This window comes from Blastococcus sp. MG754426 (assembly GCF_021699055.1).
Classification (GTDB): Bacteria; Actinomycetota; Actinomycetes; order Mycobacteriales; family Geodermatophilaceae; genus Blastococcus.
On sequence record NZ_SSXC01000062.1, the window covers coordinates 1 to 26,220 of the forward strand.

22 protein-coding genes and 1 pseudogene are annotated in these 26,220 nt (G+C 74.2%); 7 read left to right on the forward strand and 16 right to left on the reverse strand.

Going from position 1 to position 26,220, the window contains the following annotated elements:
• Positions 1-382 precede the first annotated feature (382 nt).
• From deoC to E9549_RS17165, 5 genes are read left to right on the forward strand one after another with little or no spacing between them, the layout of a single operon-like run.
• Complete coding sequence (deoC, locus tag E9549_RS17145) at positions 383-1,378, forward strand: deoxyribose-phosphate aldolase (RefSeq protein WP_236827803.1); 996 nt, start codon at positions 383-385, stop codon at positions 1,376-1,378.
• 6 nt (positions 1,379-1,384) lie between these two features.
• On the forward strand, positions 1,385-2,857 hold the full coding sequence (locus tag E9549_RS17150; RefSeq protein ID WP_236827804.1) for an aldehyde dehydrogenase family protein: 1,473 nt from the start codon (positions 1,385-1,387) through the stop codon (positions 2,855-2,857).
• Positions 2,854-3,726, forward strand: a complete 873-nt coding sequence (locus tag E9549_RS17155; protein WP_236827805.1) for an aldehyde dehydrogenase family protein — start codon at positions 2,854-2,856, stop codon at positions 3,724-3,726. The genes E9549_RS17150 and E9549_RS17155 overlap by 4 nt, the downstream gene beginning before the upstream one ends.
• Before the next feature lie 57 nt (positions 3,727-3,783).
• Positions 3,784-5,190 (forward strand): dihydrolipoyl dehydrogenase, encoded by a 1,407-nt coding sequence (gene lpdA / locus E9549_RS17160; protein ID WP_236827806.1) that lies wholly within the window; start codon positions 3,784-3,786, stop codon positions 5,188-5,190.
• Positions 5,191-5,245: 55 nt separating this feature from the next.
• The gene (locus tag E9549_RS17165) at positions 5,246-6,595 is read left to right on the forward strand and encodes a hypothetical protein (RefSeq protein WP_236827807.1); all 1,350 of its coding nucleotides are present in this window, start codon (positions 5,246-5,248) and stop codon (positions 6,593-6,595) included.
• Positions 6,596-6,690: 95 nt separating this feature from the next.
• Here E9549_RS17165 and E9549_RS17170 read toward each other — a convergent pair whose 3' ends face one another.
• The 15 genes from E9549_RS17170 to hisC form a co-directional block, all read right to left on the reverse strand.
• A complete protein-coding gene (locus E9549_RS17170; protein ID WP_236827808.1) occupies positions 6,691-8,148 on the reverse strand; it encodes a DEAD/DEAH box helicase in 1,458 nt (485 codons plus the stop codon).
• Positions 8,149-8,392: 244 nt separating this feature from the next.
• On the reverse strand, positions 8,393-9,082 hold the full coding sequence (locus E9549_RS17175; protein ID WP_236827809.1) for an MgtC/SapB family protein: 690 nt from the start codon (positions 9,080-9,082) through the stop codon (positions 8,393-8,395).
• Positions 9,083-9,085: 3 nt separating this feature from the next.
• Positions 9,086-10,159, reverse strand: coding sequence for an adenosine deaminase (locus E9549_RS17180; RefSeq protein WP_236827810.1), 1,074 nt, complete (start codon positions 10,157-10,159; stop codon positions 9,086-9,088).
• Positions 10,160-10,244: 85 nt separating this feature from the next.
• On the reverse strand, positions 10,245-11,057 hold the full coding sequence (locus E9549_RS17185) for an ABC transporter permease (protein WP_236827811.1): 813 nt from the start codon (positions 11,055-11,057) through the stop codon (positions 10,245-10,247).
• Positions 11,054-11,965 carry an ABC transporter ATP-binding protein gene (locus E9549_RS17190; RefSeq protein ID WP_236827812.1) on the reverse strand — a complete coding sequence of 304 codons (912 nt, stop codon included), beginning with the start codon at positions 11,963-11,965 and terminating at the stop codon, positions 11,054-11,056. The genes E9549_RS17185 and E9549_RS17190 overlap by 4 nt, the downstream gene beginning before the upstream one ends.
• Before the next feature lie 117 nt (positions 11,966-12,082).
• Positions 12,083-13,363, reverse strand: a complete 1,281-nt coding sequence (locus tag E9549_RS17195; protein ID WP_236827813.1) for a thymidine phosphorylase — start codon at positions 13,361-13,363, stop codon at positions 12,083-12,085.
• A complete protein-coding gene (locus E9549_RS17200; RefSeq protein WP_236827814.1) occupies positions 13,363-13,776 on the reverse strand; it encodes a cytidine deaminase in 414 nt (137 codons plus the stop codon). The genes E9549_RS17195 and E9549_RS17200 overlap by 1 nt, the downstream gene beginning before the upstream one ends.
• Positions 13,776-15,062, reverse strand: a complete 1,287-nt coding sequence (locus E9549_RS17205; protein WP_236827815.1) for an ABC transporter permease — start codon at positions 15,060-15,062, stop codon at positions 13,776-13,778. The genes E9549_RS17200 and E9549_RS17205 overlap by 1 nt, the downstream gene beginning before the upstream one ends.
• A complete protein-coding gene (locus E9549_RS17210; RefSeq protein WP_236827816.1) occupies positions 15,059-16,279 on the reverse strand; it encodes an ABC transporter permease in 1,221 nt (406 codons plus the stop codon). The genes E9549_RS17205 and E9549_RS17210 overlap by 4 nt, the downstream gene beginning before the upstream one ends.
• Positions 16,276-17,853, reverse strand: a complete 1,578-nt coding sequence (locus tag E9549_RS17215) for an ABC transporter ATP-binding protein (protein WP_236827817.1) — start codon at positions 17,851-17,853, stop codon at positions 16,276-16,278. Before E9549_RS17215 ends, E9549_RS17210 begins: the two co-directional genes overlap by 4 nt.
• Before the next feature lie 298 nt (positions 17,854-18,151).
• Positions 18,152-19,210: a BMP family protein gene (locus E9549_RS17220; RefSeq protein ID WP_236827818.1), complete on the reverse strand. Its 1,059-nt coding sequence runs from the start codon at positions 19,208-19,210 to the stop codon at positions 18,152-18,154.
• A 236-nt stretch (positions 19,211-19,446) separates the two neighbouring features.
• Entirely contained in the window at positions 19,447-20,436 is a 990-nt protein-coding gene (locus tag E9549_RS17225; RefSeq protein WP_236827819.1) for a YihY/virulence factor BrkB family protein, read from the reverse strand.
• Positions 20,437-20,488: 52 nt separating this feature from the next.
• Positions 20,489-21,055, reverse strand: a complete 567-nt coding sequence (locus tag E9549_RS17230) for a 2'-5' RNA ligase family protein (protein ID WP_236827820.1) — start codon at positions 21,053-21,055, stop codon at positions 20,489-20,491.
• Positions 21,052-22,077, reverse strand: a complete 1,026-nt coding sequence (gene trpS, locus E9549_RS17235) for a tryptophan--tRNA ligase (RefSeq protein ID WP_236827821.1) — start codon at positions 22,075-22,077, stop codon at positions 21,052-21,054. Before trpS ends, E9549_RS17230 begins: the two co-directional genes overlap by 4 nt.
• 83 nt (positions 22,078-22,160) lie before the next feature.
• Entirely contained in the window at positions 22,161-23,270 is a 1,110-nt protein-coding gene (gene hisC / locus E9549_RS17240; protein WP_236827822.1) for a histidinol-phosphate transaminase, read from the reverse strand.
• Between the two features lie 45 nt (positions 23,271-23,315).
• Here hisC and galE point away from each other — a divergent pair, with 45 nt between their 5' ends.
• Positions 23,316-24,317, forward strand: a complete 1,002-nt coding sequence (galE, locus tag E9549_RS17245; protein ID WP_236827823.1) for a UDP-glucose 4-epimerase GalE — start codon at positions 23,316-23,318, stop codon at positions 24,315-24,317.
• On the opposite strand, the gene E9549_RS17250 is transcribed toward galE, so the two are convergent.
• Positions 24,314-25,633, reverse strand: coding sequence for a hemolysin family protein (locus E9549_RS17250; RefSeq protein ID WP_236827824.1), 1,320 nt, complete (start codon positions 25,631-25,633; stop codon positions 24,314-24,316). The two genes, galE and E9549_RS17250, sit on opposite strands and share 4 nt — an antisense overlap.
• A 290-nt stretch (positions 25,634-25,923) precedes the next feature.
• On the opposite strand from E9549_RS17250, the pseudogene E9549_RS17255 reads away from it, so the two are divergent.
• A pseudogene (locus E9549_RS17255) lies at positions 25,924-26,220 on the forward strand (hypothetical protein); the annotation flags it as partial.

Genomic DNA, 26,220 nt, shown 5'->3' on the forward strand with positions numbered 1-26,220 from the left:
GGGGCCAGCCGGTCGATCAGCTGCGGGCCGAACGCGCCGTCGAGCCGCTCGGCGGCCAGGTCGTCCAGCGCGGCGACCAACCGGCCGATCGCGCCATCCGCACCCCTCGAACACATGTACGAACACTACCGCGAACCACGGCCGCCCGCGACATGAAAGTGCAGGTCAGCCGTTCGTCCACAGATGACAGCAGGATGTTGACACCGACGCCGCACCCTCGCCGTGAGGGTCGACCGTCAGCCGGAGCCCCGAGAACCGGAGGGGCTGGGCCGGTTACGGACGGCGACGCAGCCGGTGGAACGCCGCTCCCTGCCTCCCGCGCGCTGCTCCTGCCGGGTGAGCGGGGTCGGGCGGGGGCCGCAGCCAGTGGAGAATGGCCACCATGACCCACGTGCTCGAGCCCGACGCGCTGCCCGGGGCGACCCCCGCGGTGCACGCGCCGTTGCCGCCGTACGACGACGTGACCCGCTCCGACGCGGCGTTCCGCGCCTTCCTGCACGGCCTGCCCGGCGTGGACCAGGTCGGCGCCGAGGCGCGTGCGGCCCAGCTCGGCACCCGGTCGATCAAGACCACCTCGAAGGCGTGGGCGATCGACACCGCCATCTCGATGGTCGACCTCACCACCCTCGAGGGCGCCGACACCCCGGGGAAGGTGCGCAGCCTCGCGGCCAAGGCCCGGCAGCCCGACCCGTCGGACCCGAGCTGTCCGCAGGTCGCCGCCGTCTGCGTCTACGGCGACCTCGCCGGCGCGGCCCGGGAGGCGCTCGCGGGCACCGGCATCCACGTCGCCGCCGTCGCCACCGCCTTCCCCAGCGGGCGCGCCAGCCGTGCGGTGAAGATCGCCGACGTCCGGGACGCCGTGGAGAACGGCGCCGACGAGATCGACATGGTCATCGACCGCGGCGCCTTCCTCACCGGCCGCTACCTCGACGTCTACGAGGAGATCGTCGCGGTCAAGGAGGCGTGCGAAGGTGCGCACCTCAAGGTCATCCTCGAGACCGGCGAGCTCAAGACGCTGGACAACGTCCGCCGCGCGAGCTGGATCGCGATGCTCGCGGGCGGCGACTTCATCAAGACCTCCACCGGCAAGATCAGCCCGGCGGCCACGCTGCCGGTCGGCCTGGTGATGCTCGAGGCGGTCCGCGACTTCCGCATCGCCACCGGCCGACAGGTCGGCTTCAAGCCCGCCGGCGGCATCAGGACGACGAAGGACGCCGTCAAGCACCTGGTGATGATCAACGAGACGGCCGGCCCCGACTGGCTGGACCCCGACTGGTTCCGCTTCGGCGCGTCCAGCCTGCTCAACGACCTCCTGCTGCAGCGGCAGAAGCTGCGCACCGGCCACTACTCCGGCCCCGACTACGTCACGGTGGACTGACCCCGCATGAGCACCTCCACGCCGCCCAGCCCGGCCCGGCCGGTCTTCGAGTACGCCCCCGCCCCCGAGTCCCGGTCGATCGTCAGCATCGCGCCGTCCTACGGCCTGTTCGTCGACGGCGAGTTCGTCGACGGGACCGGCGAGCCGTTCAAGACGGTCAACCCGGCCACCGAGGAGGTGCTCACCGAGGTCTCCGCCGCCAGCGAGGCCGACGTCGACCGCGCCGTCCGCGCCGCCCGCCGCGCCTTCGAGAAGACCTGGGGCCCGATGCGCCCCGCCGACCGCGGCAAGTACCTGTTCCGCATCGCCCGGCTGCTGCAGGAGCGCGCCCGCGAGTTCGCCGTCCTGGAGTCGCTGGACAACGGCAAGCCGATCCGGGAGTCGCGCGACGTCGACGTCCCGCTGGCCGCGGCGCACTTCTTCTACCACGCGGGCTGGGCCGACAAGCTGGAGCACGCGGGCCTGGGCCCGGCCCCGAAGCCGCTGGGCGTGGCCGGCCAGGTCATCCCGTGGAATTTCCCGTTGCTGATGCTGGCGTGGAAGGTCGCCCCCGCCCTCGCGACCGGCAACACCGTCGTCCTCAAGCCGGCCGAGACCACCCCGCTCACCGCGCTGCTCTTCGCCGAGGTCTGCCGCCAGGCCGACCTCCCCGCGGGCGTGGTCAACATCGTGACCGGCGCCGGTGACACCGGCCGGGCGGTCGTCGAGCACGGCGACGTCGACAAGGTGGCGTTCACCGGCTCCACCGAGGTGGGCCGCTCGATCGCCCGCGCGGTCGCCGGGACAGCCAAGAAGCTCACCCTCGAGCTCGGCGGCAAGGCCGCGAACATCGTGTTCGACGACGCCCCGATCGACCAGGCCGTCGAGGGCATCGTCCAGGGCATCTTCTTCAACCAGGGGCACGTCTGCTGCGCGGGCTCCCGGCTGCTGGTGCAGGAGTCGATCCACGACGAGGTCATCGCCTCGCTCCAGCGCCGCATCGGCACCCTGCGCGTCGGCGACCCGCTGGACAAGAACACCGACATCGGCGCGATCAACTCGGCCGAGCAGCTCGCCCGCATCCGGGAGCTGTCGGACATCGGCGAGGCCGAGGGCGCGCAGCGCTGGCAGCCGGCCTGCGACCTGCCGGCCAAGGGCTACTGGTTCCCGCCGACGGTCTTCACCGACGTCTCCCCCGCGCACCGCATCGCCCGCGACGAGGTGTTCGGCCCGGTGCTGAGCGTGCTCACCTTCCGCACGCCCGACGAGGCGGTCGCCAAGGCGAACAACTCCACCTACGGGTTGTCGGCGGGCATCTGGAGCGAGAAGGGCTCGCGGATCCTCAAGATCGCCGACCAGCTGCGGGCCGGCGTCGTGTGGGCCAACACCTTCAACAAGTTCGACCCGACGTCGCCCTTCGGCGGCTACAAGCAGTCCGGCTACGGCCGCGAGGGCGGCCGGCACGGGCTGGCCGCCTACCTGAAGGGGAACGACCAGTGATCGGGAACGACCGGCTCGCCGTCCGGAAGACCTACAAGCTGTACGTGAACGGGGCGTTCCCGCGCTCGGAGAGCGGCCGCACCTACGAGGTCACCGACGCGAAGGGCCACTTCCTGGCCAACGTCTCCCGGGCCTCGCGCAAGGACGCCCGGGACGCCGTCGTCGCCGCCCGGGCCGCCTTCCCGAAGTGGTCGGGCGCCACCGCCTACAACCGCGGCCAGGTGCTCTACCGGGTGGCCGAGGTGATGGAGGGCCGGCACGTCCAGTTCTGCGAGGAGGTGGCGGCCGGCGAGGGGCTGTCGTCGTCCAGGGCGCGCGCCGCCGTCGACGCCGCCATCGACCGCTGGGTCTGGTACGCCGGGTGGACCGACAAGCTGGCGTCCGTCCTCGGCGGGGCCAACCCGGTGGCCGGCCCCTACTTCGACTTCAGCCTGCCCGAGCCGACCGGCGTGGTCGCCGTGCTCGCCCCGCAGCAGTCCAGCCTGCTCGGGCTGGTCAGCGTGCTCGCGCCCGTGCTCGCCACCGGCTGCACCGCCGTCGTCGTCACCTCCGAGCAGCGGCCCATCCCGGCCGTCACGCTCGGCGAGGTGCTGGCGACCAGCGACGTCCCCGGCGGCGTGGTCAACCTGCTCACCGGCGACGCCGAGGAGCTGGGCCCCTGGCTGGCCGAGCACGCCGACGTCGACGCCGTCGACCTCACCGGCGCCCCGGCCGGCCGCGCGATGGAGTTCGAGCGGGAGGCGGCCGGCACGATCAAGCGCGTCGTCCGCCCGCCGGTCACCGAGCCGGACTGGACCGCCGACCCCGGCCTCTCCCGCATGACCCCCTTCCTCGAGACGAAGACGGTCTGGCACCCGATGGGCGTGTGAACGGCGGCCGGTGACCTCGCAGGAGGTCACCGGCCGCCGTCGCACTACCCTCGCCCCGTGCCTCATTTCGACGTCGTCGTCCTCGGTGCCGGCCCCGGTGGGTACGTCGCCGCCATCCGCGCCGCCCAGCTCGGCAAGAGCGTGGCGGTGGTCGAGTCGCAGTACTGGGGCGGGGTCTGCCTCAACGTGGGCTGCATCCCGTCCAAGGCGCTGCTGCGCAACGCCGAGTTGGCCCACCTGGTGCGCGACGGCGCGAAGACCTTCGGCATCTCCGGTGACGTCTCCTTCGACTACGGCGCCGCCTTCGACCGCAGCCGCACGGTCGCCGAGGGCCGGGTCAAGGGCGTGCACTTCCTGATGAAGAAGAACGGCATCACCGAGTTCGACGGCCGTGGCACCTTCACCGACCCGCACACCCTCCAGGTGGCGCTCAACGCCGGTGGCGAGGAGACCGTCACCTTCGAGAACGTGATCATCGCGACCGGGGCGCACACCCGGTTCCTGCCGGGCACGGAGCTCTCCGAGCGCGTCGTCACCTACGAGGAGCAGATCCTCAGCCGCGACCTGCCGCGCAGCATCATCATCGCCGGCGCCGGCGCGATCGGCGTCGAGTTCGCCTTCGTGCTCCGGAACTACGGCGTGCAGGTCACGATCGTCGAGTACGCCGACCGCATGCTGCCGCTGGAGGACGCCGCCGTCTCCAAGGAGCTGGCGAAGGCCTACCGCAAGCTCGGCGTCGAGGTGCTCACCTCCACCAAGGTCGAGCGGATCGACGACACGGGCGACCAGGTCACGGTCACCGTCTCCGACGCCAAGGGCAGCCGCGAGCTGCATGCGGACAAGGTGATGCAGGCGATCGGGTTCCAGCCGCGGGTCGACGGCTACGGCCTGGAGAAGCTGGGCGTGGAGCTGACCGACCGCGTCCGCGCGATCGCCATCGACGACCGGATGCGCACCAACGTGCCGCACGTCTACGCCATCGGCGACGTCACCGCCAAGCTCATGCTGGCCCACGTGGCCGAGGCCCAGGGCGTCGTCGCCGCCGAGACCATCGCCGGCGCGGAGACGATGGAGCTGGACTACGTGATGATGCCGCGGGCCACCTTCTGCTCGCCGCAGGTCGCCAGCTTCGGCTACACCGAGGCCCAGGCCCGCGAGCTGGCCGACGAGCGCGGCTGGAAGGTCAAGGTCGCCCAGTTCCCGTTCACCGCCAACGGCAAGGCGCAGGGCCTCGCCGAGCCCGGCGGCTTCGTCAAGCTGATCGCCGACGAGACCTACGGCGAGCTGCTCGGCGGCCACCTGGTCGGCCCCGAGGTCACCGAGCTCCTGCCCGAGCTCACGCTCGCCCAGAAGTGGGACCTCACCGCCACCGAGCTGGCCCGGAACGTGCACGCCCACCCCACGCTGAGCGAGGGGCTGCAGGAGGCGATCCACGGCCTCGCCGGCCACATGATCAACCTCTGAGGACGGCGGCCCGGCCCGGAGGTGCGCCTCCGGGCCGACAGGGCAGGATGGGCGGGTGGCCAGGCCCAGCATCGTCCCCATCGCACTGACCCTCGACGACCGCACGGGGTACACCCTGTGGGCTCCGCCGTGGGAGGAGGACGGCGAGGAGTGGCAGGCGTTCCTCGGGACCACCGAGGGCGACACCGCGACGGTCCACCTCTTCCCCACCCCGGCGAAGCTCGCCGCCTTCTGCCGCACGCGCACCGACCACGACCTCGCCGACCACCCGGTCTGGCCGGTCGTCGCCGGGCTCGGGGCCGCCGACCTGACCCCCGACGACGACCACCGGTACGACCTCGACGGGGTGTACGACATCGCCGCCGAGAACCCCGACCGGTGGGCGGTGGAGGAGCTCGCCGCGACCGTCGACATCGTCAGCCGGCTGGCCGAGTGCCTGGACACCACCGACGAGGACGACGACGAGGAGCAGTTCGAGGCCGTCGCGGAGTTCGCCGCCAAGCCGGAGATCGGCTCGCTCGGGCTCGGCGTGGAGGCCTTCGCCGGGCGTTCCGGCGAGGACGCCTGGATCGGCGTCGGCAGCGTCTTCGACGAGCTGTGGGAGGACGTCGTCGAGGAGCTCTCCGACCACTTCGACTGGACCGGTGGCGGCACCGCCGCGGTCGAGGAGTACCCGTCGGCCTCCGAGTCCGGCGACGACGAGGCCGTCGAGGACGACGACCTCCCCGAGCAGGCCGACGTCGCGGCTGCCGAGCCCGCGGGCGCGACGGCCGCGCCGGCGTCCGGCGGTCCCGGGGTCAGCACCATCGCGCGCGGCAGCCGGGTCACCGCCTCCCCCGCCGCGGTCGCGGCCGCCGCGGAGTTCTGGGAGGCCGTCGGCATCCTGCCGGTCGAGATCGTCGTCCCGGAGGGGGCCGGGGTGACCCTCCGCTGCTACGTCGACGACGTCGCCCGCTTCCTCGGCCGCGACGGCGAGGTGTTCCTCTTCGACACCCCCGCCGACCTGGCCCGCTTCTGCGCCTCCGACGAGCGGCACGACCTGGTCGAGATCGCCTCGTGGCCCGAGGTGGCCGACACCGACACGCCGCCGCTGCCGGCCGAGCAGGACCGCTACGACCTCACCGAGCTCTCCGAGGTGCTGGCCGAGGTCGCCGACGGCGCCACCGGGCTGGTCCCCCACCGCGCCCTCGTGCAGCCGGCCGAGGGCGCGCGCGACCTCGCGGAGCACGCGGGCCTCACCCGGGTGGAGGAGCTGCTGGCCCCCACGGCCCCGCTGGGCAGGGCACTGGCCCGCGCCGACCACCAGCCCGAGGAGCCGCTGGACGCCGCGGAGGCCGCGCGGCTGCGCACCGACTGGGACGAGGTCGTCACCGCGGTCGGCGGCGTGCTCGTCCACCGCGACTAGCAGGGACGGCGAAGGCCCGCCCCGGAGATACGGGACGGGCCTTCGCCGGTGCCCCGGCCCCATCACCGCGAGCGGTGAGGGGGACGGGGTCTCGCTCAGCCCTGGCGCGGGGGGCGACCCGAGCGCTCGCCACCGAACCGGCGGTCACCGCCGCCGGGCCGGCCGGACCGCTCGCCGCCGGAGCGGTTGCGGTCGCCGTAGGAGCGGCGCGGGCCCCCGCGGTGGCCGCCACCGGGACGGTCGCCGTCGCGGCGCGGACGGCCGCCGGGGCCCCCGGAGCGACGCGAGTCGCGGGCCGGGCGCTCGACCGGCTCGACGTGCACGCCGCTGGCGACGAGCTCGGCGATCTCCTGGTCGCCCGGGGTGATCCGGCGCAGCGCCGGGTCGACCTTGGCCTGGCGGAAGCGCCGCTTGGACTGGCCGACCTGGTCGGGCAGCAGCAGCGACACGACCACGCCGGCCGCACCCGCGCGGGCCGTGCGGCCCGAGCGGTGCAGGTAGGTCTTGGAGTCCGCCGGCGGGTCGTAGTGCAGGACCAGCGAGACGTCGTCGACGTGGATGCCGCGGGCGGCGACGTCGGTGGCCACGAGCACCGGCGAGCGCGCGTCGGTGAACGCCTCCAGCGCCCGCTTGCGGGCCGACTGCGGCAGCCCGCCGTGGATGGCCGCGGCCTTGACCCCCGCTTCGAGCAGGTGCTCGGTGAGCCGGTCGGCCCCCAGCTGGGTGCGGACGAAGATGATGGTCCGGCCCGGGCGGGCGGCCAGCTCCTTGGTCAGCGCGACCTTGTCGCGGAAGGCCAGCGTGTAGGCGCGGTGCTCGGCCGGCGGGGCGTCGTCCCCGGGGCGCTTGACCTCGTGCCGGGCCGGGTCCTTGAGGTAGCGGCGCACCAGGGCGTCGACCTCGCCGTCCAGCGTCGCCGAGAACAGCAGGCGCTGGGCGTCGGCCGCGGTCTGGTCCAGCAGCTCCTTGACCACCGGCAGGAAGCCGAGGTCGGCCATGAAGTCCGCCTCGTCGAGGACGGTGACCACGACCTCGGCGAGGGTGGCCTCGCCCTGGCTGATCAGGTCCTGCAGCCGGCCGGGGGTGGCGATGAGGACGTCGACACCGCGGCGCAGCTGCTGGATCTGGCGGTACATCGGCGCGCCGCCGTAGACGGTGGCGAGCTGCACCCCGATGGCCTGGCCGAGAGGGGCCAGGTTGTCGTGCACCTGCTGGGCGAGCTCACGGGTCGGCACGAGGACCAGCCCGCGGGGCGCGCGGCGACCGTGCTTCACCTCCGCGCCGAGGCGCGCGAGCAGCGGCAGGCCGAAGGCGAGGGTCTTGCCCGAGCCGGTGGCGGCCTTGCCGAGGACGTCGCGCCCGGCGAGCGCGTCGGGCAGGGCCGAGGTCTGGATGGCGAAGGGGTGGCGGATGCCGCGCCGCTCGAGCGCGGTCACCAGCTGCTGGGGCAGACCCAGCTGGCCGAAGGTGGGACCGGCCGGCGCCTCGGGCGCCTGGACGGGGGTGGTGTCGCCCTCGTTCGACTCGATCGGGGCAGGGTGGATCAACGTCATGCGGGGTGGGGCTCCGATACTGCTCGGAGCGCGTCCCGTGGAAGAGGAGAGCCCCGGCGAGTGCCGGTGTCCTCACTTGGCGATCAGCTGCGCCCGGGAGGGCGCGGGGATCTGCACGGATGCGCTCGTTCCCGGACCGACCGTCCGGGAGGATGACCGGCCTTGTGCCGGTGCTCCTACCGTAGCAGCGGAGATCTCGGCGCCATTCCTGCCAGCGGGCGTGACGGCCCCCACCCCGAGCCGATCAGTCCGCGTCCTCGTCCCGGCCGGCCGACACCGCCAGCACCCCCTCGAGGTCGGCGAGCCGGGCGGCGAGCGTCGTCACCGGCCCGGTGCCCTCCAGGGTCAGCCGGACCGTGGCCTGCGGAACGCCGCCGCGCTGCTCGGCCTCGAGCGCCGTCTCCAGTTCCCGCACGGTGAATCCCTGCTGCGTGCACTCGGCGAGGGCCCGGCGCAGCACGCCCTCGCCGTCCCGGTACGTGAGCACCAGCGGGTAGGTGTGCGCGGCCCGGCCCGAGAGCCGGCGGGCCAGCGGGGTGAACGCGTAGGCGATGAGCAGGTGCCCGGCCGTGGCGACGACGGCGTACGCCCACAGCCCCGCCCCCGCGGCCATCCCGACGGCCGCGGTGAGCCAGACGACGGCCGCGGTGGTCAGCCCCCGGACGGCGTCGCGGCGCACGAAGATCAGCCCGCCGCCGATGAAGCCCAGCCCGGACACGACCTGGGCGGCGATGCGGGAGTCCCCGAACTCCGCCCGGCTGATGACCATGAACAGGGCCGCGGCGAACCCGACGATGGTGAGCGTGCGCAACCCGGCCGCCTTCTGCCGCAGTTCCCGCTCGAACCCGATGAGCGCGGAGAGCGCGAAGGCCACTCCCAGGTCGGCCAGCCGGCCCCACGACTGCCCGGTCGCCTCGGCCAGCAGGAGCTCCACGGGTCAGCCCCGCAGCGCGGTGTACCCGGGGCGGACCACGTCGTCGAGGAGCCGCCGGCGCTCGTCGTCCGGCAGGAACGCCCCGGCGAGCGCGCGTTCGGTGACCGCCTGCACGTCGTCCCACGTCCAGCCGTGCGTCGTCGCGACGTCGGTGACCTCGCTGGTCAGCGACACCCCGCTCATCAGCCGGTTGTCCGTGTTGAGCGTGACGGCGAAGCCCAGTCGGTGCAGGCGGTCCACCGGGTGCTCGGCGAGCGAGGGGTAGGCGCCGGTCTGGACGTTCGACGAGGGCGCGACCTCCAGGGTGACCTGGGTGTCGCGGACCCGCTGCGCGACCGGGCCGAGGGTGCCGTCCGCGGCGACCTCGTCGGCGATGCGCACGCCGTGCCCGAGCCGCTCGGCGCCGGCACCGTCCAGCGCGGCCACGATGCTCGCGATACCGGCCGCCTCCCCGGCGTGCACGGTCCGGTGCGCCCCTGCGCGGTCCAGCAGGGCGATCGCGGCGGGGATGCGGTCGGGCGGGAAGCCGTCCTCGGGGCCGGCGAGGTCGAAGCCGACGACGCCGGCGTCGCGGTAGCGGACGACCAGGTCGGCGACGTCCTCCCAGCGGTCCTCCTGCCGCATGGCGCACAGCAGCGTGCCGATGCGCACGGGGGTACCGGCAGCGGCGGCGTCCCGGCTGCCCCGGGCGTAGCCGTCGAGCATCGCCTCGACCGCCGCCTCCAGCGGCATCCCGCCGGTGAGCAGTTCGGGCGCCATGCGCACCTCGGCGTACACGACGCCGTCCGCGGCGAGGTCGAGCGCGCACTCCCGGGCCACCCGTGCCACGGCGTCGGGTGTCTGCATCACGGCGACCGTGTGCGCGAACGTCTCCAGGTACCGGACGAGCGAGCCGGAGTCCGCCGCCTCGCGGAACCAGCGGCCGAGCGACCCGGCGTCCGCCGCCGGGAGCTCGCGGTAGCCGATCTCGTCGGCCAGGTCGAGCACCGTCTGCGACCGCAGCCCGCCGTCCAGGTGGTCGTGGAGGAGGACCTTCGGGGCGCGGCGGACGTTCTCGGCGGTCAGCGGTGCAGGCACGGAGGAACGCTACCTGTCACACCGAGGGGGCCCCGGAGGGGTCCGCGCAGGGACGACGGATGCGCTCAGCGCAACGGCCGCGGTCTCACCGGTCCTGCCAGCGGAAGGTGCGGACGCAGAGCAGCAGCCCCAGCACGCACCAGATCCCGAGCACGACCGCGACCGTGACCAGCTCCCACGAGCCCGCCGGTTCCCGGGCGGCGAGCGCGTCGGGCAGGAACACCGAGCGCAGGCCCTGGGCCAGCCATTTCACGGGGAAGACCGCGGCGACGTCCTGCAACCACCCCGGCACCTGGTCGAAGGGCATGAAGACGCCGGAGATGAACTCCAGCACCAGCGCGATCGGCGTGACCGTCGCCGACGCCGAGCGGGAGTTGCGGGCCAGCGAGGAGACCGCGATGCCGAGCAGCGTGCAGGCCGCCGCGCCCAGCACGGTGACCCAGGCGAAGGTGACCCAGTCCGCGCCGGTGGGCAGGTCGATGCCGAACACGAGGACACCGACGACCAGCAGCAGGACGATCGTCGCGATGGTCACCGCGACCACCTGGGCGACCTTGCCGACGAAGTAGGCGGTCTTGGGCATCGGGCTGCCGGCCAGCGCCTTCAGGGTGCCGTCGGAGCGCTCGCCGGCGATGTGGATCGCCATGTTCTGCAGGCTGGCGCCGACGATGCCGGCGGCGATGACCCCTGCCATGAAGTACTGCGGGAAGTCCACGCCGGAGCCCAGGTCGTAGTCGAGGACCGCGCCGAGCCCGAGCAGGAGGATGACCGGGAAGACCAGCGTGAAGACGACCGACTCCCGCTGGCGGAAGAACTCCTTGAGCTCCACGCCGGCGCGGGTCCGGGAGACCCGGGCGACCGAGGGCAGGGCGGCGCGCCCCGGTGCGGTGGTGCTCACGAGCGGTCCCCGATCATCTTGAGGTAGACGTCCTCGAGCGTCGGCCGGCTGACGGCGAGGTCGGGCACCTCGCCCGGGAAGCGGGCGGCGAGCTCGGCGACGAAGGCGGTGGGGGTGGCGGTCTCGGCGGTGCGCCGGGCGCCGCCCTCGGTCCAGCTGACGACGGCGGGCGCGGTGCCGCGGCCCCCGAGGGCGGTGGGGACGGCGACCTCGGCGAGCTGGCCGTGGGCGATGACGCCGACCCGGTCGGCCAGCTCCTCCGCCTCGTCGAGGTAGTGGGTGGTGAGCAGCATCGTGGTGCCCAGCTCGCGCAGGGACCGGATCAGCGCCCAGAACTGGCGGCGCGCCTCCGGGTCGAACCCGGTCGTCGGCTCGTCGAGGAACAGCAGCCGGGGCCGGCCGACGATGCCCAGCGCCACGTCCAGCCGGCGCCGCTGCCCGCCGGAGAGGGTGCGACCGCGGGCCCCGGCCTTCTCGGTGAGGCCCACCAGCTCCAGCACCTCGTCGGGGTCGCGGGGGTCGGCGTAGTAGGAGGCCTGCGCGGACAGCAGCTCCCGCACCGAGAGCTGGCTGTCGCCCGCGCCGGACTGCAGCACGATGCCGAGCTCGGCCTTCCAGCGGCGACCGCCCCGGGCGGGGTCGACCCCGAGCACGCGCACCTCGCCGGCGTCCCGGTCGCGGTAGCCCTCGCAGATCTCGACCGTCGTCGTCTTCCCGGCCCCGTTGGGCCCCAGCAGCGCGAAGATCTCCCCGCGGCGGATGTCGAGGTCCAGGCCGTCGACGGCCGTCCGGTCGCCGTAGCGCTTGACCAGGCCGCGGATGGAGATGGCCGCCTCGGGGTCCACCGGCTCCCCCACGGGGCCCGCCGCGAGCTGGCGGGTGGTGGGGAGGAGGGAGTCCTTCTGCACGAGGGAACAGTCTCCCCCCTCGGCTCGGACCACCCGCGCCCCTCCCCCTGTGATCATGGCGCCGCGACCGCGGACGCGGGGCGACAGGTGGTCACGGCGTCATGGTCGAGGCGGGGTTCAGGCGGTGATGCGGTCGAGCACCAGCGGCAGCGGCTGCTCGCCCGAGTCCACGCCGATCGCGCCCTCGAGCGCCTCGAGCGCCCGCGGGATGCGGTCGGCGTCGTCGGTCTGCAGCTCGAGCAGCGGCTGGCCGGCGGTCACCCGCTCCCCCACGCCGGCGGTCCAGGTGATGCCCGCGGCCGCCGAGACCGGGTCCTCCTTGCGGGCCCGGCCGGCGCCCAGCCGCCAGGCGGCGACGCCCAGGGCGTAGGCGTCCAGCCGGGTGAGCGTGCCGTCGGCCGGCGCGGTGACCACGTGCCGCTCGGCGGGCTGCGGCAGCGGGGCGTCGGGATCCCCGCCCTGCGCGGCGATCATGCGGCGCCACACGTCCATGGCCCGCCCGTCGGCCAGCGCGTCGGCCGGGTCGACGTCGTCCCGCCCGGCGCCGGCCAGCATCTCCCGGGCCAGCGCGAGGGTCAGCTCGACGACGTCGGCCGGCCCGCCGCCGGCGAGCACCTCCACCGACTCGGCGACCTCGACCGCGTTGCCCGCGGCGCGGCCCAGCGGCCGGTCCATCGCCGTCACCAGCGCCACGGTGCGCACCCCGGCGGCCTCCCCGAGCCCGACCATCGTGCGGGCCAGCGTCCGGGCGTCACCGGCGTCCTTCATGAACGCGCCCGAGCCGGTCTTGACGTCGAGGACCAGCGCGTCGGCGCCCTCGGCGATCTTCTTGCTCATGATCGAGCTGGCGATCAGCGGGATCGACTCGACGGTGCCCGTGACGTCGCGCAGCGCGTACAGCAGCTTGTCCGCCGGGGCGAGGTCGTGGCCGGCCGCGCAGATGACCGCGCCGACGTCGCGGAGCTGCGCGAGGTAGGCCTCCTCGTGCACGTCCGCCCGCCAGCCGGGGATCGCCTCGAGCTTGTCCAGCGTGCCCCCGGTGTGGCCGAGACCCCGGCCGGAGAGCTGCGGGACGGCCACCCCGCAGGCGGCGACGAGCGGCGCCAGCGGCAGGGTGATCTTGTCGCCGACGCCGCCGGTGGAGTGCTTGTCGGCCGTCGGCCGGCCCAGCGAGGACAGGTCCTTGCGCTCGCCGGAGTCGATCATCGCCTGCGTCCAGGCGGCGAGCTCGTCGGCGGTCATCCCGCGGAAGAAGACCGCCATGAGCAGCGCGCTCATCTGCTCGTCGGGGACCTGGCCGCCGGTGTAGGCGCCGATCACCCAGCGGATCTGCTCGCCGGTGAGCGGGACGCCGTCCCGCTTGGCGCGGATGACGTCGATCGCGTCGTGCCCGGCCATCAGCCCTGCCCCCGCTCCGCCGCCGCGACCAGGTCGTCGGGACCGAAGGCGTCCGGCAGCACCTCGCGCATCGGCACGATGCCGAGCGAGACCGTCTCGATGAGCATGTCGGCCCCGCCGTGCTCCCACAGCAGCTGGCGGCAGCGGCCGCAGGGCATGAGCGGCTGCCCGTCCCCGCCGACGCACGCCACGGCGACCAGCCGGCCACCCCCGGTGCGGGCCAGGTCGCTGACCATGCCGCACTCGGCGCACAGGCCCAGCCCGTACGAGGCGTTCTCCACGTTGCACCCGGTGACGACGCGGCCGTCGTCGACCAGCCCGGCGACGCCGACGGGGAACTTCGAGTACGGCGCGTAGGCGTGGGTCATGGCCTCGCGGGCCGCGGCCCGCAGGGCGTCCCAGTCCGGCTGCATCAGTGTTCCCCTCGTCGGTAGACCAGCCCGTCGGCCTTCGGCATGCGCAACCGCTGGGAGGCCAGCGAGAGGACCAGCAGGGTGGTGAGGTGCGGGGTGAAGAAGACGATGCCGTCGGGCAGCTCGTCGACGCTGAGGAACGCCGCGAGGGCGAGCGCCGCCACCACGACGGACAGCACCGCGGGAACCCACCGCCGCCGCAGGGCCTGGTAGACCGCGACGCCGACGAGCAGCAGCGCGACCAGCAGCAGCAGTGCGACGACCGCCGTCCGGCTGCGCAGCTGCAGGGCGTCGGAGAAGCCGAACAGCCCGGCCCCGGCGGCCAGCCCACCCGGGCGCCAGTTGCCGAAGATCAGGGCGGCGAGACCGATGAAGCCGCGGCCGCCGGTCTGCCCCTCGCGGTAGATGCCCGCGACGAAGACGAGGAAGACGCCGCCGAGGCCGGCCAGCGCACCCGAGATGATCACCGCGATGTACTTCATCCGGTACACCGGCACGCCCAGCGAGTCGGCCGCCGCCGGGTTCTCCCCGCAGGAGCGCAGCCGCAGCCCGAAGGCCGTGCGCCACAGGATCAGGTAGCTGATCGGGATCAGCAGGATCGCCAGCAGCGTCACCACGCCCAGGCCGCTGGTCAGCCCGCGGAGCACGCCGGCGAGGTCGCTGAGCAGGAACCAGCCGGTGTTCTCGAGGTCGCCGAGCAGGTCGGGGCCGGAGGAGAGCACCGGGATGGAGAAGCTCGGCGGATCGCTGCCCACCGACGGGGACTGGGTCGGCCCGCCACCGGTGCCCTGGACGTACACCAGCTCGGACAGGAACCGGACGACGCCGGCCGCGAGGATGTTGATCGCGACACCGGAGATGACGTGGTCGACGCCGAAGGTCACCGTGGCGACCGCGTGCAGCAGCCCGCCGACGGCGCCGAAGAGGGTGCCGCCGATGATCGCGCCGACCCAGCCCCACTGCCAGCCGGCGAAGCCGGCACCCCAGGTGCCGAGGATGAGCATCCCCTCGAGCCCGATGTTGACCACGCCGGCGCGCTCGGAGTACAGCCCGCCCAGCGCGGCGAGCCCGATCGGCACCGCCAGCAGCAGCGCCGCCCGCATGGTCGAGGACGAGGTCAGAGCCTCCTCGCCGGAGATCGCCCGGGTCACGGAGAAGACGAACAGCAGGCCGACGACCAGCCACAGGATCCGGCTGCCCCGGCTCCCGCCGGTGAGCCGGTCGGTGAGCGGGCCGCGGCTGGGCCGGGTGGCGGTGCTGCCACCGGCCGGGGTCGCGGTGGTCATGCGCGCGCCTCCTCGGAAGAGCCGGGAACGCCGGTGCGGACGCGGTGGCCGCCGTCGGGGCCCGTGCCGGGGCCGGGGCCGCCCGGGTCAGCGCTGCCGCCGGGATCCGGCGGGGCGCCGGTGGCCTCGGCGCCGGCGCGCTCGGCCGAGCGCAGGGCCAGCCGGCGGGCGATCTCGTTGGCGATGACGACGGCGAGCACGATCGTGCCCTGGATGATCGTGACCACCGAGGCCGGGATGTCGGCGAACTGCAGCGGCAGGGCGGCGCGGTCGAGGAACGCGAACAGCAGCGCGGCCAGCGCGATCCCCAGGACGTTGTTGCGGCCCAGCAGCGCCACGGCGATGCCCAGGAAGCCCAGCCCGGCGGTGAACTCGGTGCCGAACGCCCGGGCGTCGCCGAGCAGGTCGGGCAGGCCGATCAGACCCGCGACGGCGCCGGACAGCAGCATCGTGGTGACCACCATCCGGCGGGCGTCCACACCGCTCGCGGTGGCCGCCGAGGCCGAGATGCCGGTGGCCCGCAGGTCGAAGCCGAAGCGGGTGCGCTGGATGAGCACCGCGATCGCGATGCCCACGACGACCGCGACGAGCAGGAAGCCGAACAGCTCCGTGCGCGGCTCGGCCAGGCCGAAGGCGCCCAGCAGGCCGTTGAGCCCCGGGAACCACGCCGACTCCGGCAGCGGCGTCGTGGTGATGATCGACGCGCCCTCCGGGCTGCCCCGGAACGGGCCGGTGAGCAGGTAGGACGCCAGCCCGAGCGCGATGAAGTTCAGCATGATCGAGCTGATGACCTCGCTGACGCCGCGGGTCACCTTGAGCACGCCCACGATGCCGGCCCACAGGGCGCCGACCGCCATGCCGACCACGATGACCAGCAGGAGGTGCAGCGGGCCGGGCAGCGCCACGGCCGCGCCCACGGCGGCGGCGACGATGGTGGCCAGCCGGTACTGGCCCTCCACCCCGATGTTGAACAGCCCCATGCGGAAGGCGATCGAGACCGCGAGCCCGGCCAGGAAGAGCGGGACGGCGCGGTTGAGGATCACCACGACGGACTGCACCTGCTGGGAGGGCGCGTCACCGAGGTCGGTCATGACCTGCAGCGCCCGCAGCGGGTTCTCGCCGATGAGCGCGATCACCAGCGCCGAGATCACCAGCGCGACGAGGACGGCGAGGGCCGGGCCCAGCAGGGCCAGACCGGTGCTGCGGAGGCGGTTCACGCCGCACCCGCCGCGGTCCGGGCGCCGGTCATGTGGCCGCCGAGCTCCTCGGGGGTCACCCGTCGCGGGTCCACGGTGGCCACCAGGCGGCCGCGGAGCATGACGTGCAGCGTGTCGGAGAGCCCGATCAGCTCGTCGAGGTCGGCCGACACCAGCACGATGCCCATCCCTTCGCCGCGGGCGTCCTTGAGCAGTTCCCAGATGACCGACTGCGCGCCGACGTCCACCCCGCGGGTGGGGTGGGCGGCGATCAGCAGCCGGGGGGCGGCGCTCATCTCGCGGCCGACGATCAGCTTCTGCTGGTTGCCGCCGGAGAGCGCCACCGCGAGCGTGTCGGGACCGGGTGCCCGGACGTCGTAGTCCCGCATGATCCGCTCGGTGTCGCCGCGGGCGCCCTTGCGGTCGATGAAGGGGCCCTTCGCCGCCGGCGGGCGCGTCTGGTGGCCGAGGATCCGGTTCTCCCAGAGGGGGGCGTCCAGCAGCATCCCCTGCCGGTGGCGGTCCTCCGGGATGAACCCGATACCGGCCTCGCGGCGGGCGCGGGTGGTCCACCCGGTGATGTCCTCGTCCCCGAGGTGCACGCTCCCGGCGGCCAGCGAGCGCAGGCCCATGACCGCCTCCACGAGCTCGGCCTGGCCGTTGCCCTCGACGCCGGCGATGCCCACGACCTCCCCCTCGCGGACGGTGAGGTCGACGGCGTCGACCAGCGGCCGGCCGGCGTCGGAGGCCACGGTGACGCCCTGCAGGCGGAGCACCGGGGTCTGGCGCACGGTGGAGCTGCGGGTCTCCGGCGTGGGCAGCTCGGCGCCGACCATCATCTCGGCGAGCTGCTTGGCCGTGGTGGTGCGGGGGTCGGCGTCGCCGACGGTGGTGCCCCGGCGGATCACGGTGATCGCGTCGGCGACCTTGCGGACCTCGTCGAGCTTGTGCGAGATGAAGATGACGGTCAGGCCCTCGCGCTTGAGCTCGGCGAGGTTGCCGAACAGCTCGTCGACCTCCTGGGGCACGAGGACGGCGGTCGGCTCGTCGAGGATCAGCGTCCGGGCGTTCCGGTACAGCACCTTCGCGATCTCGACCCGCTGCCGGTCACCGACGCCGAGGTCCTCGACGAGGTCGTCGGGGCGCAGCCCGAGGCCGTACCGCTCGGAGATCTCGTCGATCCGGCGGCGGGCGGCGTCACGGTCCAGCCGGCCACCCTTCCTGGGCTCGCTGCCCAGCACCACGTTCTCCAGCACCGTGAAGTTGTCGGCCAGCATGAAGTGCTGGTGCACCATGCCGATGCCCGCCGCGATCGCGTCGGCCGGGCTGCGGAACTGCACCGGGCGGCCGTCGACGAGGATCGTGCCCTCGTCCGGCCGGTGCTCGCCGTACAGCGTCTTCATCAGCGTGGACTTGCCCGCGCCGTTCTCGCCGACGATCGCGTGGACCTGCCCGCGCCGGACCGACAGCTCGATGTCCTTGTTGGCGACGACGCCGGGGAAGCGCTTGGTGATGCCGTGCAGCTCGACCGCGTACGGGGACCGCGGCGCCCCGCCGTCGGGCTGCTCGGCACCGGCTGCTGGAGCCTGGGCCATGGGTGGGCCTCTCTCTCACGGTGCGCCGCGCGGGCGGCACTGGTCTCGATCCGGCGCACCGGGGGACGACGCCGGTCCGGTCGTCGCCCCCGGGGTGCCGGGGGCCGGACGGGACGACCGGGGTGCGGCCACCCGCCCTGCGCATGATGTCGCACCCCCGCCCGGAGCGGCAGCGCGCCCCCGCTCCGGGCGGGGGCCCCCGCTCACCACGACGGCGGGCCCGGGCAGCACGCCCGGACCCGCCGTCGGAGGGTCGCACCGGTGCGCCGGCCGGAGGTCCCGGCCGGCGCACCACGCCTCACGGGGTCGTCGGGACCGTGATCTCGCCGGAGATGATCCGCTGGCGGTAGTCCTCGATCTGGGTCTGGATGTCGTCGATCTGCCCACCCGAGGTGGCCAGGCCCACGCCGTCGCTCTCCAGGTCGTAGAGGAGGTCGACGCCGCCCTCGACGGTGCCCTCGGAGTAGTCGGTGATGAAGGCCTCCACCGCGTTGTCCACCCGCTTGAGCATCGAGGTCATGATGACCGCCTGCAGCGCCGGGTCGTCGACGGTCTGGTACTGGTCGGAGTCGACGCCGATCGCGCGGTTCCCGGTCTCGGCGGCCGCCTGGAAGACGCCGCTGCCCGAACCGCCCGCCGCGTGGAACACGATGTCCGCGCCGGCGTCGTACATGCTGCGGGCCAGGATCTGGCCGCGGGCCGGGTCGCCGAAGCCGGAGAAGTCCCCGGCCGGGGAGATGTACTCGACGTCGACCTGGATGTCCGGGTTGACCGCCTGGGCGCCGGCCGTGAAGCCGGCCTCGAACTTCTGGATCAGGGGCATCTCGACGCCGCCGACGAAGCCGACGTGGTCGGTCTCCGACTTGAGCGCGGCGGCGACGCCGGCGAGGAAGGAGCCCTGCTCCTCGGCGAACAGCAGGCCGGTCGCGTTCTCCAGGCCCAGCTCGGCCACCGACGAGTCGACGACGGCGAACGTGGTCTCCGGGAACTCCTCGGCGACCTCGGCGATCGTCTCGGCGTAGGCGAAGCCGACGCCGATGACCGGGTCGTAACCGGCCTCGGCCAGGTTGGCCAGGCCCTCGACGCGGTCGGAGCCGTCGTCGTTCGGGCTGAACTCCTGGACCTCGCCGCCCAGCTCCGCGATGGCCGCCTCGACGCCGGCGTAGGCCGAGTCGTTGAAGGACTGGTCGCCACGGCCGCCGACGTCGTACGCGAGGCCGACCTGGAGGTCACCCGAACCGCTGCCGCCGCCGCTGTCGCCGCCGGCCGTGGGCTCCTCGTCACTGGCACAGGCCGCCAGGGCCAGGCTGCCGGCCAGCAGCAGCGCCGCGGCCTTCGTCATCCGCGCTCGGCGCAAGACGATCTCCTTTTCTGGGGGGAGGCGCCGCCGCGTGGCAGGTCTCCCGGTGGTGGGGTGCGCGTGCACCCGGACCCGGCTCGCGGCCGGCGAGGGTGCACGACCCCGGACGCTAACCGCGCATACCGAGCCCCCAACAACCTCTCGCACGGACTGAGACCCGATCGTTGCGAAGCCTGCCCCGTCGGCGCTGCGCCGCCCCGGAGGCCGTGTCGCACCTCACCTCGACCGGTGGCTCAGCGCGACGGCGGGTCGGCGGCGTCGGCCCCAAGGTCCGGGCGGGCGGCCGCCTCCACCGCCGGCAGGGTGGCGGTCCAGGCGGCGGTGAAGAAGGCGAACCGGAAGACGACGTTGATCCAGACCAGGATCCCGACGGCGCCGCCGAACGCCGAGGCGGTCACGCTGCCGGAGATCAGCGAGAGGTACAGGTTCCCGATCAGCTTCAGCACCTCGAAGCCGACCGCACCGAGCAGCGCTCCCGGCAGCAGCCGGCGCACCGGGTGCGGGGTGGCGGGCACCACCTTGAGCAGCCACAGGAAGACGACGACGTCGCCCAGGAAGGCCAGCGCCAGGCTGGCCACGGTCGTCAGCGCCGCCAGCCCGCCGGCGTCCTCGAGGCCGAGCACGCCCAGCGCCCACGAGGACGCCGTCGTCGCGACGCCGGTCAGCCCCAGGCTGGCCAGGCCGACCGCCCCCAGCAGCACCAGAGCGACGAGGTCCTGGACGTTGTCGCGGAGGAACTCGGGCTCGCCGGCGCGGCCCGTCCACGTGCGCTCCATGCCGATGCGCAGCTTGTCCATCGCGCGCAGACCGGCGTAGAGGAAGCCGACCAGCCCGATCGCGCCGACCACCTCCGCGGAGCCGACCGCCCCGCGCAGGTCGGCGACGACGTCCTCCCCCGTGCTGCCCGGGAAGGCTGCCCGGATGGCGTCGTAGAGCTCGCGCTGGAGGAGTTCGTCGCCGGCGAGCACGAGGCCGATGACCGAGGCGACCAGGAGCAGGACGGGGAACAGCCCCAGGAACGCGAAGTAGGTGACGCCCGCGGCCATCAGATCGCCCTGCGTCCGCTGGTACCGGCCTCCGGCCCGGGCCAGGTGGTCGAGCCACGGCGAGCGCCGCCGGGCGGCCCCGACCGCGCCCTCGACGCGGTCCCAGGCGCGCGCCGGCCACCCCTTCCGGGCGGGCGCCTCGGCGTCGGGGGCCGCGCGGGTGGGGGTGGAGCTCACCGCCCGAGTCTGGGGCCTGCCCGCTCCGCGCGCAGGGGCCGGATCGGGCTGCTCAGCGCTGCGGGCCGGTGAGGGGGTACTCGCGGGCGATCTCCCAGACCCCGGCCGCCGTCTGCTCGAACTCGGTGAAGTGCTCGACGCGGAACTCGGCGGACAGCTCCTGGAGGCCGCAGTAGGCCAGCTCCAGCATGTCGCCGGGCACGTCGTGCGCGACGGTCACGTGCGGGTGGTACGGGAAGGACAGCGAGCGGTCGAGCGGCCCCTGGCGGACGTCGTGGGCCAGGAGCTCGCAGTTGCCGATGCCGCGGGCCACCGCCACGAAGACGACGTCGGAGACCGGGGTGAAGGTGCCGGTGCCGGCGAGGTGCATCTCGAACGGCGGGTGCGCGGCCGCGACGCGGGCGAGGTGCTCGGAGACGGCGCCGCGGTCGGCGACCGGCACCTCCGTCGGCGGGAGCAGCGTGACGTGCGGCGGCACGAGCGTCGCCTGGGGGTCGCCGACCTTGCAGCGCCAGTCGGTGAGCAGGGCCGCCCACGGCTCGGGGATCGGCACGATCACCCCGAGCAGCGCCGTCTCCGGCGGGGTCCCCAGCCGGCCGACGAAGGTGTCGTCGTTCATGCCACCGGCCCCGCTGGTGGCAGGAAGCCGACCCGCTCGTAGACCGTGGCGAGGGTGCGGCCGGCCACCGCCCGTGCCCGCGCCGCGCCCGCGGCGAGCAGCCGCTCGAGCTCGGCGGGGTCGGCCAGCAGCTCGGCCGTGCGCTGCTGCACCGGGGCCAGCGCGTCGGTGACGACCTCGGCGAGCTCCTTCTTCAGGTCGCCGTACCCGCGGCCGGCGAAGTGCTCCTCGAGCTCGGCGGTGCTCCGCCCCGAGAAGGCGGAGTGGATGGTCAGCAGGTTGGTGACGCCCGGCTTGCCCTCCGGGTCGGCGACGATCTCCCGCCCGGTGTCGGTGACGGCCGAGCGGATCTTCTTCGCGGTCACCTTCGGGTCGTCCAGGAGGTTGACGCAGCCGGCCGGCGGCAGGCTCTTGCTCATCTTCTTGTCCGGCGACTGCAGGTCCAGGATCTTCGCCGCGCCGGCCGGGATGTAGGCCTCGGGGAGGGTGAACGTCTCGCCGTAGCGGCCGTTGAACCGCCCGGCCAGGTCACGGGTGAGCTCCAGGTGCTGCCGCTGGTCCTCCCCCACCGGCACCCGGTCGGCCTGGTACAGCAGGATGTCCGCCGCCTGCAGCACCGGGTAGGTGAACAGCCCCACGGACGTCGGCCCGGCGCCCTCGCGGGTGCTCTTGTCCTTGAACTGGGTCATCCGGCTGGCTTCCCCGAAGCCGGTGAGGCACTGCAGCACCCAGGCCAGCTGGGCGTGCTCGGGCACCTGGCTCTGCACGAACAGGGTGCTCCGCGCGGGGTCCACCCCCAGGGCGATCAGCTGCGCGGCCGACACCAGGGTGCGCTGCCGCAGCACGGCCGGGTCGGGCTGCTCGAGGGTGATCGCGTGCAGGTCGACGACGCAGTAGAAGGCGTCGTGGTCCTCCTGCATGCTCACCCACTGGCGGAGGGCGCCGACGTAGTTGCCGAGGTGGAAGGAGTCCGCCGTCGGCTGGATGCCGGACAGCACGCGGGGAAGAGCCACGCCGGTCATCAAACCAGCCGGGAGCCCGCTTCGTTCCGGGCTCCCCCGTTCCGCCACGCCCCCGGCCGCCGCGGTCACCCGGTCGGGGCTGGTCAGCGGACCGCGGCCGCCAGCGCGTCGTCGAGCGCGGCCAGGAAGACGTCGTCCTCCTCGGGCGTGCCCACGGTCACCCGGATGCCCTCCCCGGCGAACGGCCGGGTGATGACCGCGCGGGACTCCAGCGCGGCCGCCAGCTCCGCCGTCCGCTCCCCCGTCGGCAGCCAGACGAAGTTGGCCTGGCTGTCGGCGACCTCCAGGCCCCGGTCCCGCAGCGCGGCGGTCAGCCGCTCCCGCTCGGTGACGACGGCGGCGCACCGGGCGCGCACCTCGTCCTCGCTGGCCAGCGCCGCGACCGCCGCCGCCTGGGCGACCATGCCGACGCTGAAGGGCAGGTGGGTCTTGCGCACCGCCTCGGCGACCGCCGGGTCCTCGGCGAGCAGGTAGCCGACGCGCAGCCCGGCCAGGCCCCACGCCTTGGAGAACGTGCGCAGCACCGCCACGTTGGGCCGGCCGCGCATCAGCTCCACGCCGTCGGGGACGTGCGGGTCGGTGACGAACTCGCGGTAGGCCTCGTCGAGGACGACCAGCGTCCCGGCCGGCACCGCGTCGAGGAAGCGCTCCAGCTCCGGGCGGCGCACCGCCGTGCCGGTCGGGTTGTTCGGGTTGCAGACGAAGACCAGCCGGGTGGTGTCGTCGATCGCGTCGGCCAGCGCCACGAGGTCGTGGGTGTCCGGCGATCCGCCCGGGCGGCCGGGCACCAGCGGCACCTGCACCGCCCGGGCGGCGGCGACGCGGGCCAGCAGCGGGTACATCTCGAACGACCGCCAGGCGAAGGCGATGCTGGTGCCGGGGTCGTTGTAGGCCTGGGCGAGCTCCTGGCAGATGGCCACCGCCCCGCAGCCGGTGGCGACCTGCGCCGGGTCGACGCCGTAGCGCTGCGCGAGCGCGCCGGTGAGGACGACCGCGCCGTTGTCGGGGTACCGGTTGGTGCCGGCGACCGCGGTGGTCACCGCCTCGACGACGGCGGGCAGCGGCGGGAAGGCCACCTCGTTGCTGGCCAGCTTCACCGCCCGCTCGACGCCGATCTCGCGGGCGAGGTCGGCCGGGTTGCGGCCGGGGCGGTACGCGGGGAGCGACTGCACCGCCGGACGGGCACTGACCACCAGATCCTCCACCTCCCGCGGGCCCGCCCTTCTAGGGTGTGCCCCATGCGCGTACTCGTCGCCGGCGGCGCCGGCTACATCGGCAGCGTAGTGACCGCGGCGCTGCTCGCCCGGGGTCACGAGGTGACCGTCCTCGACGACCTCTCCACCGGGCACGCGGACGCCGTCCCCGAGGGGGCCGTGCTCGCGGAGGTGTCGCTGCACGACTCGGCGCCGGTCCTGGCACAGGTGCGGCCCGAGGCGGTGCTGCACTTCGCGGCCAAGTCGCTGGTCGGCGTCTCCCAGCAGCAGCCCGAGGACTACTGGCACACCAACGTCGGCGGCTCGTTCGCGCTGCTGGAGGCGATGCGTGCCGTCGACTGCCGCCGGATCGTCTTCTCCTCCACCGCCGCCACCTACGGCGAGCCCGACCAGGTGCCGATCCGCGAGGACGCGCCGACGCGGCCGACCAACACCTACGGCGCCTCGAAGCTCGCCGTCGACCACATGCTCACCTCCTACGCGGTGGCGCACGGCTTCGCGGCGGTGAGCCTGCGGTACTTCAACGTCGCGGGCGCCGCCTACGGGCTGGGCGAGCGGCACGCCACGGAGACCCACCTCATCCCGATCGCCCTGCAGGTGGCGGCGGGCCAGCGGGAGTCGCTGACCGTGTACGGCCAGGACTACCCGACGCCGGACGGCACCTGCATCCGCGACTACGTGCACGTCGAGGACCTCTCCGACGCGCACCTGCTCGCGCTGCCCGCCCCCGCGGCCGGCGAGCACCGGATCTACAACCTCGGCAACGGCACCGGCTTCTCGGTGCAGGAGGTCGTCGAGGCGGCCCGCGAGGTGACCGGTCACCCGATCCCGGTCACGATCGGTGAGCGGCGGGCCGGGGACCCGGCGCAGCTGGTGGCCTCCAGCGACCGGATCCGCGCCGACCTCGGCTGGACGCCGCAGCACACCGACCTGGTCGGCATCGTCCGGGACGCCTGGGAGTTGAGGGACCCCTCCGCCCCCCACCACTCGCAGGCTCGCGGCGGGCCCGTGCAGAGCGGCCGCTAGACCTCCGGCACCGGGTCCGCCTCGGGTGCCGGGGCCGGCGGCGGGGCGACCCGCAGGCGGGCGATCCGCCGGCCGTCGAGCTCCAGCACCTCGACGCGCCGCCCCTCGACCTCCACGGCGTCCCCGACACCGGGCAGCCGGCCGAGCTCGGCCAGGACGTACCCGGCGGCGGTCTCGTACGGCCCCTCGGGCAGCCGCAGGCCGGTCGCGTCGGCGAAGTCGTCGAGGTTGAGCAGGCCGTCGACGTCGCGCGGCTCGTCGGGGGCGGGGCGGTCCTCGGGGGCGGCCTCCTCGTCGTACTCGTCGTAGATCTCGCCGATGACCTCCTCGATGAGGTCCTCGAGGGTGACGATCCCGTCGGTGCCGCCGTACTCGTCGACGACGATCGCCAGGTGCTGGTTGTCCCGGCGCATCTCGCTGAGCACCGTGAGGACCGCGGCGGTGCCGGGGAGGCGGGTGACCTCGCGGGCGAGGTCGCCGACGGTGGCCGCGCGCCCCGCCGGGTGGGTGGGCAGGAACAGGTCGCGCACGTGCACGAAGCCGACGACGTCGTCCTGGTCACGGCCCACCACCGGGAAGCGCGACCAGTTCGACTCCGCGACCAGCTTGGCGGCGCGGCTCGCGGTCATCGAGGCCTCGAGGAAGTGCACCTCGGTGCGCGGCGTCATGACCTCGCGCACCTCGCGCTCGCCGGCGCGGAACACCTCGTCGATCAGCCGGCGCTCGTCGCTGCTCAGCGATTCGTGCGCGGCCACGAGGTCGCGCAGCTCCTCCTGGCTGATCGACTCGCCGCTGACCTTCGGGTCGCCGCCGAGCAGCCGGACCATGAGGTTCGTGGACTTCGACAGCAGCCAGATGATCGGGCGGAACAGCGTGGCGATGGCGTTCAGCGGGGCGGCCACGACGAGCGAGAAGCCCTCGGCGCGCTGCAGGGCCAGCCGCTTGGGGGTCAGCTCACCGATCACCAGCGACACGTAGCTGATGGCGATGGTGACGAGGACGAGGGCCAGGGTGCCGGCCAGCCCCGCGCCGACCCCCGCGTCCTCGAGCACGTCGGCCAGCGGCGCGGCCAGGGTGCTGGCACCGAACGCCGCCGAGAAGAAGCCGGCCAGGGTGACGCCGACCTGCACCGCCGCGAGGAACCGGTTGGGGTCGCTGAGCAGGCGCTGCACGGCCTGCCCCCGGCGGCCCTGGTCGGCCATGGCGCGCACCTGCCCCTCGCGCAGCGAGACCAGGGCGATCTCGGCGCCGGCGAAGGCTCCGCCGATCAGGACGAAGACGACGACCATGACGATGTTGAGCCAGACGTCGCTCACGGGCGGCGTGCTCCTCGGGGTTCGGGTGGGGCGGGACGGTGCCATGCTGCCGGGTCCATGCTGCCCGCCAGGGGCCCGCGCACGCCCGGGCACCCCTGCCGGGTGGTGGCCGGCCCCGCAGCGGTGGCCTTCCCCGGCGGCGCGGACACGGTTAGTCTCTCCCCGATAACGGATCGTGATCTCCGACGAGGACCCGCATGCACCACCGGCCGTCCGGTGCCCCCGCGCACCGCCGCCGCACCGCCACCCGGCACGACCGCTCCAGGGGTCCGCGCCGACGCCTCCCGAGGGTGGGCCTCGCCCTCGCGCTGACGTCGCTCACCACGGCGGTCGTGCTCACCGCCCCGGTCGTCTCCGCGCCGGATCGCACCGTGTCCGTCGACGCGTCGTCCTCCACGGGCACCGCCCCCGGCTCCTCGACGTCGGTGTTCCCCACCACCGTCCCTGCGGTCCCCGAGGCGCCGGGGGGCACGCCCGCGCCGGACATCGCGGGGCAGCCCGCCCCCGGTGGCGGTCCCGGGCAGCCGGCGGACGCCGGTGGCGGGCAGCCCGCGCCGACGCCGTCCGAGGCGGGCCCCGTCCCCGCC

Coding starts and splice junctions, on each gene's coding strand:
- deoC (WP_236827803.1), top strand. CDS start 383: ATGACCCACGTGCTCGAGCCCGACGCGCTGCCCGGGGCGACCCCCGCG.
- E9549_RS17150 (WP_236827804.1), top strand. CDS start 1,385: ATGAGCACCTCCACGCCGCCCAGCCCGGCCCGGCCGGTCTTCGAGTAC.
- E9549_RS17170 (WP_236827808.1), bottom strand. CDS start 8,148: ATGACGTTGATCCACCCTGCCCCGATCGAGTCGAACGAGGGCGACACC.
- E9549_RS17195 (WP_236827813.1), bottom strand. CDS start 13,363: ATGGCCGGGCACGACGCGATCGACGTCATCCGCGCCAAGCGGGACGGC.
- E9549_RS17200 (WP_236827814.1), bottom strand. CDS start 13,776: ATGCAGCCGGACTGGGACGCCCTGCGGGCCGCGGCCCGCGAGGCCATG.
- E9549_RS17205 (WP_236827815.1), bottom strand. CDS start 15,062: ATGACCACCGCGACCCCGGCCGGTGGCAGCACCGCCACCCGGCCCAGC.
- E9549_RS17215 (WP_236827817.1), bottom strand. CDS start 17,853: ATGGCCCAGGCTCCAGCAGCCGGTGCCGAGCAGCCCGACGGCGGGGCG.
- E9549_RS17230 (WP_236827820.1), bottom strand. CDS start 21,055: ATGAACGACGACACCTTCGTCGGCCGGCTGGGGACCCCGCCGGAGACG.
- trpS (WP_236827821.1), bottom strand. CDS start 22,077: ATGACCGGCGTGGCTCTTCCCCGCGTGCTGTCCGGCATCCAGCCGACG.
- galE (WP_236827823.1), top strand. CDS start 23,316: ATGCGCGTACTCGTCGCCGGCGGCGCCGGCTACATCGGCAGCGTAGTG.